Below are 12590 nucleotides of genomic sequence, written 5' to 3' on the forward strand. Positions count from 1 at the left end.
GCAACACCAATCCGCCGCAACTACGGCACACTAAGAACGCACTACAGTGGCCCTGTTTTCAGTTGGCAGAAGTGGCCCTGTTTTCGGTCGGCGTTAACAAACCGGCTCGATTGGCTCAAAATCCTGGAGGACTTGCTTCGTCGCGCACATCGAGGTTGAGACCGATCGGTAGAACGCAGGAGTCCCAGCGTCTGCAAGTTGCTGGAGCGCACCGCCAACACCGATCATGGCGACATCGATCTCCGGGTCCAAATGACCGACAAATAGGTCCGGTGTAGCTGTCAGAGTCCGCTCCAGACCGAGCTCTGGAGAATTGATGGATGACGCCGCCAAGAAGTGCATCGTCACCGTTGAGGCGCCTTCAATCACGTGCTTGTTCGTCACGACTAGAAGCGCGGTGCCGCCGTCGGCACGTTCTTCCGAGAGAAGGAAGCCGGTCCCACTTCCGGCCCGTCCGTCACTCGTGAGCGTGGTGATGCGCACCGTCACGAACAAGAGTTGCTCAGTAAGCGTCTCGACTTCCATTGGCTTCCTCCGAAGTCCGTCACGCCCAAACCATCTCTCGCCATCTCGCGGCGGTGCTACAAGTGGACAACAAGAACAGTTGCACTGCGAATCTTACTGTTGCGCTTCCATGCCATGTGCGGCTTGTAAACTGAACGGCTCGCCGACACGCCTGTCGGGGAAAGTAATCAGGATCACTTTCGACGCGGTGGCTGGCACGATGACTCGGCACATACTGCCGTCAAGGAGCAGGGTCGTCGTTGCTCAACCCGGCTTCGTCAGCGTCCGGCGTCGACGTGGGGCCGGCCGAAGGATCGAGCCCGCCAGAAGCATCGCCCCGAGCATCACTCCCAGCCAAGGGTTGTCGAGAATCATCTGCCAGAACAGCCCGGCGGCGATCCCGAACGACTGCCATAGGACAGCCTGGTAGTCGATCTCCATGCCCAGAAGCGTACCCCCCAGTGTCTGCTTCACCGGGCGTGCCCCTCATTGGACGGAACACAGAGGAAGACCCGACTCATTCGAGACCGCCGCAGTGGAGCGCTCACCAGACGCATGTGTATTGTCTGATCTACACCGGCGAAGCGTCATCGCGGCCGAACGCGGCTGGCCTACTGAACTAGTGCCCGCCAAACATAGTCAAGGAGTCACCATGGACCAGCACGAGAAGAAAAAGATCCGTGACCACATTGGCGAGCATATTGACGTGTCCAATGCACGCCTAACGAACGACGAAACGACCTTCTTGCGGGACTTTGTCGACAAGTACGACGAAGACTACAAGGGGCGCACGGAAACCCGGACTACGAGCCGTAATGGATGGAGCTCTGACGGAAAGTACACACGTCAAGAGACGGTCACCGACACCTTCACGGATAACATCGGCATTCGCGAGGACTACGAGTACAAGGACGATGATGGGCAGAACGGGAGCTCCAGCCGTGAGGTTAAGGACGCTCGAGGCATCCTCAACTGGTTCAGAGACCGCACCTAAGGAGCGCAGACGTCGTCGGCAGTGCGATTTCTGAGCCCACACCGAAGGGCCCAACGAGATCAGATGCGCCTATGCCGCCGCGATCTCCTGGGCGATGTCTGATCCGCTTGACCACCACCCGTTGGAACTGAACGCGACTACACGTTGAAGCGGAACTCCACCGGATTGCCGCACGGAAAGACATCACACGCACCAAATCGCTCAGTCGGCCAGCCCGAGGAATACCATCACGAGCCGCTCGAGTTCAACGAGTTGCGCTGCCGAAAGCCGACCGATGCGCTGGGAGACGCTCATGCGGCGCACGGTCGTGATCTTGTCGACCATCACAAAGCTGACGGCATCGAGCCCGGTGATCCCGTCGGCGGGAAGCTGCATCCGCAACAGGGGCGCAGCGACATCCGTCGTGGTCAACGGACAGACCGTGACGGAGTCGGTACCGTCGAAGAGGTCGTCCTGGAGGATCACCGCCGGCCGAGGCTTTGAGGCGTGGACCCCTCCGGCGACAGACCAGATCTCGCCGCGGTTCACTCGTCCCACGGGGCAGAAACGGCCTCGATGAACGACTGCTCGTCACCGCCACGATCAGCGGATGCCACGGCAACCGACTGTCGGCATGCTTCGGCTGCGAAGTGCTCGGACCTTACATCGGGCACCCACACCTGAAGGAGACGGAAACCCTGCTCCCGCATGCGGTCCCGATGCTTGCCGACGCGATCCCTCACAGCCATGCAGCGATGTTACATGTAACGGCTTCGGCGCACCAGGGAGGAGACGCTCACCAAGAAACTCAGTCAGCGTCCGACTCGGCAACACGCTGGTTCCTGTCCAAGCCGAGAGCCAGGAACCCGTCTCGCCGCCCGAAGCTCTTACTGCCCGACGCCGCGGTTGCAATCGTGTGCAGCCGATAGCCGAGCGCGGCCTGGGCATTAATCGTGTTCTCCAGCTCCGTGAGATTGCCGGAGCCCGTGCCCAAGAACTTCTCCTTGTGAACGATCTGAATCACTACGTACATGCCATTTGCCGTCATCTGCGCTTCACCTTCCACCGCCCCGCAAATCGGAGCGTAATCAGTGGATTCCACATTCCTCGCGATGAGCTAAACCGCCGCCTTTCAACCAGGATGAGCTGATGACAGGTCACGAGCGCCGCTTAAGTATGGTGGCCACGTAACGCAAATGTTCCACAGAGTCGATGTTACGCAAAGCTTCCATTGCTAGGATGTAATTCGTTCGTTCCATCCGAAGCGTAGAACGCATTCGTTCCAGAGAGGAGAAGCTCCGATGAAGACACCGTGGCCCGAGGACATCGGGCGTGTCGCGCGCCAGCGCCGGCTCGACTTGAACCTCTCTCAAAACGATCTCGCCGATCGCACCGGCGTCACCCGCCAATGGCTCTCGCGTTTCGAGTCCGCGAAAGCGGACGTGAGCCTGTCGAAGGTGCTGCTCGTTCTTCGTGAGCTCGACCTGAATGTCGACGTCCGCGCACCGCAGCCGACCGTCATGCCCGACCTAGCCTCCTACGCTGCGGACTCGATCATGAGAACTGTCGCACAGATCAACGCGAACATGGCCGGCGCCATGGCCGACAGCGTCCAGCGTGCGATCAGAGGCGCTGGTATCTCGTCGACCGCGCGCGCAGCTCTCGAGAAGCTCACCTTCGACCCCGCCTACAGTCAGGCGATGCAGGGCCTCCAACTCGACCGGATCGACCCGCTATCGAAAGACCTGCCTGCCCTGCCCAGCCCGGATGCCGAAGAGTCCCGATGAACGACCGTCTTGACGTACACCTGCTCGGCGAGCACGCCGCCATCCTCGAGTACCTCAGCAGGGAACGGTACCGCCTGGTCTACAACGAAGCGTGGGTGGAATCCGCCGGCCCCGCCATCTCCCACTCGCTGCCGAAGACCGAGCGGACGCACACCGGCCGCACCGTCTTCGACTTCCTCGACAACCTACTTCCCGACAGCGCCGCCGTCCGCGAAGAATGGGCCAGGCAGGGCGGGCTCTCCAATGCCGACCCGTTCCACCTGCTCGCCGCGCACGGCGCCGACGTCGCTGGCGCGCTCGAGTTCTACCCCGCCGGCACCGCACCCCGCACGGACGGATCGTTCGCCGCGGTATCCGACGAGGAGATCGCCGTCCGCATCCGCGCGATCCGCGATAACCTTCCCGTCCCCACAGCGGCGGAAGCAGGCAACGGGTACTTCTCCCTCGGCGGCGCGCAGGGCAAGTTCGCGCTCGCATTCCGCGACGGGCGCTGGTACGACTCGACCGGCATCCACCCGTCCACCCACATCTTCAAGCCGAAGGTCACCGGGATGGTCGACGGCGAGATCGTCGAGCACGTGACGATGGCCTCTATGTACCTGCTCGGCTTCCCTGCCGCGGAGACGGCGATCACGAAGTTCGCGGACGAGCACTCGCTCGTGGTGAAGCGGTTCGACCGTGAGCAACGCATCAGCGGCCCCGTCCGGCGGATCCACCAGGAGGATATGGCTCAGGCGCTCGGTGTGCCGAGGCTCCGGAAGTACGAGAAAGACGGGGGTCCCAACTATAGGCGGATCCTCGCCCTGCTCGACCGTCTTCCCCGCGCAACCGCCGCAGCCGCCAAGGAACGGTTCGCGAAGTCTCTGGCCTTTTCATGGCTGGTGCTGAACACCGACGCGCACGCAAAGAACTATTCCCTGGACCTCACCCCGGAGATCTCCACTCTCACAGACATGTACGACGTCTCCTCGCTGCTCCCGTATGTGAAGCCCCGCGGCGACCGGCCGCGCGACCTGCTGACCGCGTTCGACAAGACAGTAATGTCGATGAATATCTCCGGCTCCTACGAGGCTGGGGACATGGGCCCGTTCGAGTGGAAGGCGGTCGCGCGCGACGCCGGCCTCGACGCGGAAGGGTTCCTCGACTGGGCGCGCCTGCTCGCCGCAACCGCGCCAACTGTGTTCACTGCGGTCGTAGCCAGCCTCCCCGCCGAGCATCAGACACCCACCATCGAGCTGTTGCTCGAGCGGCTGCTCGTGCGCGCAGGACAGGCGGAGCATCAACTTCACAGGCCCGTGCACGTTTAATTCGCCGCTGGGCCTGCAAGCAAAATGAACAGCCGCTGCGGACCGTGCGTTCGATGCCGGCTGTCTTCCTAGCCCTCCAAACACGATTCGGCCCCACTACGACCGCGGACTGCCCACTCGGTACGGCCGAAGGTCATCGATTGCAGCAGCAACATTGTTGAGACCCACATACGGATTGCCAGCATTCGTGAAAGGGCGTTTAAAGACCTGCGGCATTGCTTCCTTCGAAATCCGGTAAACAGCAATGCCGTCGACCTGCACCTCCATGTGCACGCTTGCTGTCGTTCCGGCGATCACCACGTCAGTCGTTGACCCACGTAGCCATCTCGAACGATGATGAGGAAATAGTCAACATCTTGATTAAGCAATCCCTCAAGTTATTTATTGAGGCGGATGCCTACCGTCGGAACGGCGTCGAGCCCGACCCCCAAGAAGTACTGAGCGCTGGCTTCGGCCACGAAGCCGCTCGGTACCGGCGCCCGCATGGTCTCCCCAGGCCTACTTCTGGCCAGATGTTGCTTGGAAGCGGAACTCCACGACGTCGCCGTCCTGCATGACGTATTCCTTGCCCTCGATCCGGGCCTTGCCCTTCGAGCGGGCCTCGGCGATCGATCCGGCGGAGACCAGGTCCTCGAAGGAGAAGACTTCGGCCTTGATGAAGCCCTTCTGGAAGTCGGTGTGGATGACGCCGGCGGCCTGCGGGGCGGTCCAGCCCTTTCGGATCGTCCAGGCGCGGGTTTCCTTCGGTCCGGCGGTCAGGTAGGTCTGCAGGCCGAGGGTGTCGAACCCGATCCGGGCGAGCTGGTCGAGGCCGCTCTCGGCCTGGCCGGTGGAGGCGAGCATCTCGGCGGCGTCCTCGGCGTCGAGCTCGCTGAGCTCCGACTCGAGCTTGGCGTCGAGGAACACGGCGTTGGCCGGGGCCACGAGCGCGGCCAGCACGGCGAGCTTCTCGGCATCCTGCAGCACGTCTTCGTCGACGTTGAACACGTAGATGAAGGGCTTGGCGGTGAGCAGGCCGAGTTCCCGGATCGGCTCGATGTCGAGCGTGGCGGATGAGAGGGGCTGGCCTGCGTCGAGCACGGCCTGGGCCTTGAGTGCGGTCTCGAGCACGATCGCGGGCATCTTGCGGCCCTTGACTTCTTTCTCGAAGCGCGTGATGGCCTTCTCGAGGGTCTGCAGGTCGGCGAGGATGAGCTCGGTGTTGATGGTCTCCATGTCGCCGGCGGGGTTGACGGCACCGTCCACGTGCACCACGTCGGGGTCCGCGAAGCCGCGGATGACCTGCGCGATCGCGTCGGCCTCACGGATGTTGGCGAGGAACTTGTTGCCGAGCCCTTCTCCCTCGCTCGCGCCGCGCACGATGCCCGCGATGTCGACGAACGACACGGGGGCCGGCAGCAGCCGTTCGCTGCCGAAGATCGACGCGAGCGCCGCCAGCCGGGAGTCCGGCAGGTTCACGATGCCCACGTTGGGCTCGATCGTGGCGAACGGATAATTCGCCGCGAGCACGTTGTTCTTGGTCAACGCGTTGAAGAGGGTGGACTTGCCGACATTGGGCAGTCCGACGATTGCAATAGTAAGAGCCACGAGAGTCCATCGTACCGGCTGGGCCCGGTGCCGCGCTCTGGCGCCGAGGGGAGGACGTGTCGGCGGCCCGTGAGAGCATGAGGGGGTGCCAGTCAATTTCACCGCCATCGACTTCGAGACCGCCAACTCTTCGGGCGCTTCGGCCTGTTCGGTCGGGCTGGTGAAGGTTCGGGACGGGCGTGTGGTCGACCGGGTCGGCTGGTTCATCCAGCCCGCGCCCGGGCACGACTCGTTCCTCGAGTGGAACATCAAGATCCACGGCATCCGTCCCACGGATGTCGTCGGTGCGGCCACCTGGGCCGAGCAGCTCCCCGACCTGGTCGCGTTCGCCGACGGCGATCACCTTGTCGCCCACAATGCCGGCTTCGACCTCGGCGTCATCAAGACGTCGTCCACGGTCGCCGGCCTCGCCGTTCCCGACTTCACCTACGTCTGCAGCCTCCAGGTTGCCCGGCGCACCTACCAGCTCGATTCCTACCGGCTCCCCGTCGCCGCGATGGCCGCCGGGTTCGCGGGGTTCGCGCACCACGACGCCCTCGCCGACGCCGAGGCCTGCGCCGCGATCATGGTCCACGCGGCTGGGCGGCACGACGCCGACACCCTCGAAGAGCTGGCGCGCATCTCCGGAGTCAAGATCGGGGCCATCGGCCCGGTCGCCACCACGGAGATGGCGTCCACGCACGGCCCGATGGCCCTCAACCAGCCGTAGCGCGGGACCCTCCTGGGAGCACGGCTCCGCGCTGAAGGGTGCGCGCTCGTCGGGAACCGTGCTCGGCACGCGGCATGCCGGGGATTCCCGGCGATGTCGGTGGCCGCTGGCAGAGTAGGGGTATGGATCCCTGGCTCGCACTCCTTCTCGGCATCGCCCTCGGCGTGCTGCTCGGCGCCCTCTGCGCGCTCGTCCTCCTGCAGCGTCGCGGACCGGCGGCGAGCACCGACACCCCGGCCGAAGACCCCGCCGTTCTCGAGGCGCGGCACCAGGTGGCGCTGGCCGAGTTGCGCTCCGCCGAAGCCGGCGTGTCGGCCATCCTGCGGGAGGAGCTCGCGTCGGTGCAGGCCACGACGGATGCGCTCCGCGAGCAACTCGGCGACGCGCAGCGCCGGGCACGCGAGTTCGACGACCGCCAGCGCGACGAGGCCGCAGCCCGCACCGAACGTGAGCAGCGGGAAAGCAAGGTCCTGCAGGCCCTCGCACCCGTGCGGGAAAGCCTCTCCGACATGCAGAAGAAGGTCTCCGAGCTGGAGGCCCAGCGCAGTGTGCAGCACGGCGAACTCAGCCAGCAGCTGCGCAGCGCCACCGAATCGGAGGAACGGCTGCGCAGCACAGCGGAATCCCTGGCGTCCGCCCTGCGCGCCAACAGCACCAGAGGAGTGTGGGGCGAGACCCAGCTGCGCAGCGTGGTCGAGGCCGCCGGTCTCATCGAGCGCGTCGATTTCGATGTGCAGTCGAGCATCACCTCCGATGCCGGGGCCGGTCGCCCCGACATGGTCGTGCACCTGCCCGGCGGCAAGAACATCGCGGTCGACGCCAAGGTGCCGTTCACCGCGTTCCTGGAGGCGAGCCAGATTCCCGCCACGGCGACCGGAGCAGAGGGTGCCCGCCGCACGGCGCTCCTGGGGGCGCACGTCAGGGCGGTGCGCGACCACATCACGGCGTTGGGCGGCAAGGCCTACTGGCAGGGCCTCGAGGCCTCCCCCGAAATCGTGATCGCGTTCATTCCCAGCGAATCCCTCGTGTCGAGCGCCCTGGAGGCCGACCCGTCCATCATGGAGTTCGCCTTCTCCAAGCGGGTCGCCCTGGCCTCGCCCGTCACTCTGTGGTCGGTTCTGAAGACGGTCGCGTTCACCTGGCAACAAGACGTGCTCACCCACGACGCGAAGGTGCTCTTCGATCTCAGCCGGGAGCTCTACGGCCGGCTGTCGACCACGGCGACGCACATCGAGAAGCTGGGCAGGTCGATTGAGCGCACGGTCAAGGACTACAACGGTTTCGTGGGATCGATGGAACGCCAGGTGCTGCCGACCGCTCGCAAGCTCAACGCCCTCGACGAGTCGAAGGTGCTGGCTCCGCTGGCCGCCGTCGAGGAGAGCACCCGGGAGCTGGCGGCCTGGGAGTTCGTGGCCGAGCTGGAAGCGGCGGAACTGGATGCCGCCGAGCTGGACGCGGCCCGGGCAGGCGATGTCCGCTGACGATACGGCCGTTCACGGCCCGCGCTGCCGGCCAACAAGACGACGCCGGTCAACGAGACGCTGCCGGTCAACGAGACGCTGCCGGTCAACGACGAGAGTCGCCGCTCGCGCGGCGTCTCTCGTCGTTTCAGGGTGACAGCCGGAAGGCGGGCCGCCGGGAACCGGAGCCTAGAGCCACTTCGAGGCGAGGTGCTCCGCGATCACGCGACGGGTGGTGCCTGACTTCGAGCGCAGCACGATGCTCTCGGTGCGGATGATCGGGCCCTGGCGGCGCACGCCGTCGACGAGTCCGCCATCCGTCACACCGGTCGCCACGAAGAACGTGTTGTCGCCGCTGACCATGTCGTCCAGCTCGAGCAGCTTGTCGATGTCGAGTCCGGCCGCGATGCCGCCCGCACGCTCCGCGTCGTCCTTCGGCGCGAGGCGCCCCTGCATGTAGCCGCCGATGGCCTTCAGCGCGCACGCGGTGGTGATGCCCTCGGGGCTGCCGCCGATGCCGACGCACATGTCGATGCGCGTCTCCCAGCGGGCCGCGTTGATACCGCCGGCGACGTCGCCGTCGCTCATCAGCCGGGTGCCGGCGCCGGCGCTGCGGATTTCGTCGATCAGGCCGGCGTGGCGCGGCCGGTCGAGCACGGCGAGGACCATCTCGCCGACCGGCTTGCCGGTCTTCTTCGAGAGCTCGCGGATGTTGTCGCCGATCGGCGCATCGAGGCTGACGACCCCGCGGCCGGCGCCGCCGGTGACGATCTTGTCCATGTAGAACACGGATGACGCGTCGAGCATGGTGCCGCGGGAGGAGACCGCGATGACGGAGAGCGCGTTCTGGCGTCCGGCCGCGGTGAGGCTCGTGCCGTCGATCGGGTCGACGGCGATGTCGCAGGCCGGGCCGCGTCCGTTGCCGACCCGCTCGCCGTTGAAGAGCATCGGGGCTTCGTCTTTTTCGCCCTCGCCGATGACGATGAGGCCATCGAAGTTGACGGTGCCGAGGAACACTCGCATGGCATCGACGGCCGCCTTGTCTGCGGCGTTCTTGTCGCCGCGACCGATGAACGGAACCGCGCGAATCGCGGCCGCCTCGGTCGCACGCACCAGCTCCATGGCCAGGTTTCGGTCGGGATGGGTGAAATTGGGGGCGATTTCGGGGCTGTTCACAGATGGTCCTTCCCGGACGAAGAGTGCGGCAGTGGCGTGACCCGTCTTTGGGCCGGCGCTGGTCGACCAGCGCTGCCGACTTCAGCCTAGCGCCCGGTGATCGCGATCCTGCCTCAGGGTCTTGTCCGCCCGGCGACCCTCCCTCGGTAGTATTGAAGGACCGAAACGGTTCTACCGAGGAGACACAACAATGCCCATCGCAACCCCCGACCAGTATGCAGAGATGCTCAACAAGGCCAAGACGAATGGGTTCGCGTATCCCGCGTTCAACGTTTCGTCCTCACAGAGCATTAACGCCGTGCTACAGGGCCTGACCGAGGCCGGCTCGGACGGCATCATCCAGGTCACCACCGGTGGCGCAGATTACTTCGCCGGCCACACGGTCAAGAACCGCGCATCCGGTGCGCTCGCGATGGCGCACTTCGTGCAGTCCGTCGCCGACAATTACCCCGTTACCGTTGCCCTCCACACGGACCACTGCCCCAAAGGCGCCCTCGAGGACTTCGTCCTGCCGCTGATCACCGCCTCCGAAGAAGAGGTCAAGGCCGGCCGCAACCCGATCTTCCAGTCGCACATGTGGGACGGCTCCGCCATCGCGCTCGGCGAGAACCTGGAAATCGCCCAGGACATCCTCAAGCGCACCAAGGCCATCAACGCGATCCTCGAGGTTGAAATCGGCGCCGTCGGCGGCGAAGAGGACGGCGTCGAGGGCGACATCAACGAGAACCTGTACACGACCCTCGACGACGCCCTCGCCATGATCGACGCCCTCGGCATGGGCGAGAACGGCCGCTACATGGCCGCGCTCACCTTCGGCAACGTGCACGGGGTCTACAAGCCCGGCAACGTCAAGCTGCGCCCGGAACTGCTCAAGGAGATCCAGGATGGCGTCGCCGCCAAGTTCGGCACCGGCCCCAAGCCGCTCGACCTGGTCTTCCACGGCGGATCGGGCTCGACCGACGCCGAGATCGCCGAGGCCGTTGCCAACGGCGTCGTGAAGATGAACATCGACACCGACACCCAGTACGCGTTCACGCGCGCCGTCGCCGGCTACATGCTCGGCAACTACGACAGCGTGCTCAAGGTTGACGGCGAAGTCGGCAACAAGAAGGTCTACGACCCGCGCGCCTGGGGCAAGGTTGCCGAGACGGCCATGGCCGCCCGCGTCGCCGAGGCCACCCGCCAGCTCGGCTCCGCCGGCCACTCCAACAGCTAGCACCCGGGATGACGATGGCCGAGAATCCTCTGTCCACACCAGCGGGGAACCCGCCGGAGGATTCCCGGCCGCGCCCGCAATACGGCGAACTGGCGCCGGAGGGCTGGAGCTGGACTCCGGCCCCCGACGCCGTCGCACCGACGGTTCCGTCGGCAACCCCGACCACGTCCGGTCCGAACCAGTCCGCGGCCCAGCCCAGCGGCGTCGTGCCTGCCTGGGACCGGCCGCTGACCCTCGCCCTGCTCGTCTTCGGGCTCCTGGCCACCTTCTTCGCCATCGGAGTACTCGGAGCCCTCCCCGAAGCCGTGCAGATGCTCTACACGCAGCAGGACCTCGGGGACTATACCCCCGCCGCCTCGGTGGCCGGGCTGATCACCGCCGGGAGCTTCACGGAGGCCGTCGTCTGGCTCGCCTCCGCGGTCGGCGCGATTCTTCTGCTCGTCCGCGGCAAGCGCGCGTTCTACGTGCCGCTGATCGGAGCCGTCGTCGCCTTCGTCGTGATCTTCGTGTTCATGTCGGTCATCCTGGCCACCGACCCGACGCTGCTCAATTTCTACAGCCAGCCGTAGGCATCCATTCCTATGGGCCGGGGGCGTCTCCGGGCGTCGGTGCGGCGACCCGCAGCCTGAACCTCTGAAACCGCACTCCGTCGTAATCGACCAAACCGTCGGGTGCGAAACCCAATCGCTCAAGCACTCCCGTGCCCGGCAGACAGCCGTGCAAACCGGAGACGGATCGGATCCGCGGACATGTCGGAAGTCACCGGTCACGCGCCACTAAATGCGGGTGACCCGGCCGCCGAGCGCACGCGCGTCCTTGTTGCCGGCGAGATCCTTGCGCAGCTCCTTCGGCAGCGAGAACAGCAGGTCTTCCTCGGCCGTCTTGACCTCCTCGACGTTGCCGTAGCCGGCATCCTCGAGCGCCGCGAGCAGCTCGTGCACGAGTTCCTCCGGCACGGATGCCCCGCTCGTCACCCCGACGGTGACCACACCGTCGAGCCACTCCTGCCTGACCTCGCTGGCGTAGTCGACCCGGTACGCGGCCCGCGCGCCGTATTCCAGCGCCACCTCGACCAGGCGCACCGAGTTGGACGAGTTCGCCGAACCGACCACGATGACGAGGTCGGAGTCCTCGGCGATCTTCTTGATCGCCACCTGCCGGTTCTGGGTGGCGTAACAGATGTCGTCGCTCGGCGGGTCCTGCAGCAGGGGGAAGCGTGCCCGCAGGCGGCGCACGGTTTCCATGGTCTCGTCCACGCTGAGGGTGGTCTGCGACAGCCAGACGACCTTCTCCGGGTTGCGCACCTGGATGGTGTCGGCCTCGTCGGGGCTGCCGACAAGGGTCGTGTGCTCCGGGGCCTCGCCCGCGGTGCCCTCGACCTCTTCATGGCCCTCATGGCCGATCAGAAGGATTTCGAAGTCGTCCCTGGCGAAGCGCACGGCCTCGCGATGCACCTTGGTCACCAGCGGGCAGGTCGCGTCGATCGCGAGCAGCCCCCGGTCGGCGGCGGCGTTGACGACCGCAGGCGAGACGCCGTGGGCGCTGAAAACGATGTGCGAGCCGGTCGGCACCTCGTCGACCTCCTCGACGAAGATGGCGCCCTTCGTCTCCAGTTCGGAGACGACGTGCACGTTGTGCACGATCTGCTTGCGCACGTACACGGGCGCGCCGTACAGGTCGAGGGCCTTCTCCACGGCGATCACGGCTCGGTCCACGCCGGCGCAGTAGCCGCGCGGGGCGGCCAGCAGCACCCGCTTCGCTCCGTTGACGGGGGTATCCTTGAGCCTGTTGCGTGCGCTCGGGATACGTGGCATGCCCAGGCCGATTACGGGCGAATCCGTACGAATAGTCACGCTGCCAGTCTAAGCGTG

The 12590-nt window shown here is 65.5% G+C and carries 16 protein-coding genes; 7 read left to right on the top strand and 9 right to left on the bottom strand.

Features of this window, described 5'->3' with window-relative positions:
• Positions 1-93: 93 nt before the first annotated feature.
• Positions 94-525 carry a hypothetical protein gene (locus tag E3T48_RS00535; protein ID WP_134521944.1) on the bottom strand — a complete coding sequence of 144 codons (432 nt, stop codon included), beginning with the start codon at positions 523-525 and terminating at the stop codon, positions 94-96.
• 243 nt (positions 526-768) lie between these two features.
• Positions 769-945: a hypothetical protein gene (locus E3T48_RS16575; protein WP_166789578.1), complete on the bottom strand. Its 177-nt coding sequence runs from the start codon at positions 943-945 to the stop codon at positions 769-771.
• A gap of 211 nt (positions 946-1156) precedes the next feature.
• On the opposite strand from E3T48_RS16575, the gene E3T48_RS00540 reads away from it, so the two are divergent.
• Positions 1157-1498, top strand: coding sequence for a hypothetical protein (locus E3T48_RS00540; RefSeq protein ID WP_134521945.1), 342 nt, complete (start codon positions 1157-1159; stop codon positions 1496-1498).
• Between the two features lie 201 nt (positions 1499-1699).
• Here E3T48_RS00540 and E3T48_RS00545 read toward each other — a convergent pair whose 3' ends face one another.
• From E3T48_RS00545 to E3T48_RS17075, 3 genes are read right to left on the bottom strand one after another with little or no spacing between them, the layout of a single operon-like run.
• Complete coding sequence (locus E3T48_RS00545; protein ID WP_338145212.1) at positions 1700-2035, bottom strand: type II toxin-antitoxin system PemK/MazF family toxin; 336 nt, start codon at positions 2033-2035, stop codon at positions 1700-1702.
• Positions 2023-2226, bottom strand: coding sequence for an antitoxin MazE family protein (locus tag E3T48_RS00550; RefSeq protein WP_134521947.1), 204 nt, complete (start codon positions 2224-2226; stop codon positions 2023-2025). The genes E3T48_RS00545 and E3T48_RS00550 overlap by 13 nt, the downstream gene beginning before the upstream one ends.
• Before the next feature lie 59 nt (positions 2227-2285).
• Positions 2286-2579, bottom strand: coding sequence for a DUF4177 domain-containing protein (locus E3T48_RS17075; protein WP_241986480.1), 294 nt, complete (start codon positions 2577-2579; stop codon positions 2286-2288).
• 199 nt (positions 2580-2778) lie between these two features.
• Here E3T48_RS17075 and E3T48_RS00560 point away from each other — a divergent pair, with 199 nt between their 5' ends.
• Together E3T48_RS00560 and E3T48_RS00565 are read left to right on the top strand one after the other, a co-directional pair.
• Positions 2779-3264: a helix-turn-helix domain-containing protein gene (locus E3T48_RS00560; RefSeq protein WP_134521948.1), complete on the top strand. Its 486-nt coding sequence runs from the start codon at positions 2779-2781 to the stop codon at positions 3262-3264.
• Complete coding sequence (locus E3T48_RS00565) at positions 3261-4571, top strand: HipA domain-containing protein (protein ID WP_134521949.1); 1311 nt, start codon at positions 3261-3263, stop codon at positions 4569-4571. Before E3T48_RS00560 ends, E3T48_RS00565 begins: the two co-directional genes overlap by 4 nt.
• Positions 4572-4667: 96 nt before the next feature.
• Here the strand turns inward: E3T48_RS00565 and E3T48_RS16580 are convergent, their stop codons facing one another.
• The gene (locus E3T48_RS16580) at positions 4668-4868 is read right to left on the bottom strand and encodes a hypothetical protein (RefSeq protein WP_166789579.1); all 201 of its coding nucleotides are present in this window, start codon (positions 4866-4868) and stop codon (positions 4668-4670) included.
• A gap of 201 nt (positions 4869-5069) precedes the next feature.
• Positions 5070-6158, bottom strand: a complete 1089-nt coding sequence (gene ychF / locus E3T48_RS00570) for a redox-regulated ATPase YchF (protein ID WP_134521950.1) — start codon at positions 6156-6158, stop codon at positions 5070-5072.
• Between the two features lie 85 nt (positions 6159-6243).
• Between ychF and E3T48_RS00575 the strand changes: the two genes are divergently transcribed.
• Both E3T48_RS00575 and E3T48_RS00580 read left to right on the top strand, forming a co-directional pair.
• Positions 6244-6867, top strand: a complete 624-nt coding sequence (locus E3T48_RS00575) for an exonuclease domain-containing protein (protein ID WP_134521951.1) — start codon at positions 6244-6246, stop codon at positions 6865-6867.
• A gap of 122 nt (positions 6868-6989) precedes the next feature.
• Positions 6990-8348, top strand: coding sequence for a DNA recombination protein RmuC (locus E3T48_RS00580; RefSeq protein ID WP_134521952.1), 1359 nt, complete (start codon positions 6990-6992; stop codon positions 8346-8348).
• Positions 8349-8516: 168 nt separating this feature from the next.
• Here the strand turns inward: E3T48_RS00580 and glpX are convergent, their stop codons facing one another.
• Entirely contained in the window at positions 8517-9449 is a 933-nt protein-coding gene (glpX, locus tag E3T48_RS00585) for a class II fructose-bisphosphatase (RefSeq protein WP_134521966.1), read from the bottom strand.
• Between the two features lie 244 nt (positions 9450-9693).
• Here glpX and fbaA point away from each other — a divergent pair, with 244 nt between their 5' ends.
• Together fbaA and E3T48_RS00595 are read left to right on the top strand one after the other, a co-directional pair.
• Positions 9694-10719, top strand: a complete 1026-nt coding sequence (fbaA, locus tag E3T48_RS00590) for a class II fructose-bisphosphate aldolase (RefSeq protein WP_134521953.1) — start codon at positions 9694-9696, stop codon at positions 10717-10719.
• Positions 10720-10733: 14 nt separating this feature from the next.
• Entirely contained in the window at positions 10734-11288 is a 555-nt protein-coding gene (locus tag E3T48_RS00595) for a DUF6264 family protein (RefSeq protein ID WP_134521954.1), read from the top strand.
• A gap of 207 nt (positions 11289-11495) precedes the next feature.
• On the opposite strand, the gene E3T48_RS00600 is transcribed toward E3T48_RS00595, so the two are convergent.
• Complete coding sequence (locus E3T48_RS00600; protein WP_134521967.1) at positions 11496-12533, bottom strand: 4-hydroxy-3-methylbut-2-enyl diphosphate reductase; 1038 nt, start codon at positions 12531-12533, stop codon at positions 11496-11498.
• Positions 12534-12590 lie beyond the last annotated feature (57 nt).

Origin of the sequence: Cryobacterium fucosi, from assembly GCF_004403515.1 — a bacterium.
Lineage (GTDB): Bacteria > Actinomycetota > Actinomycetes > Actinomycetales > Microbacteriaceae > Cryobacterium > Cryobacterium fucosi.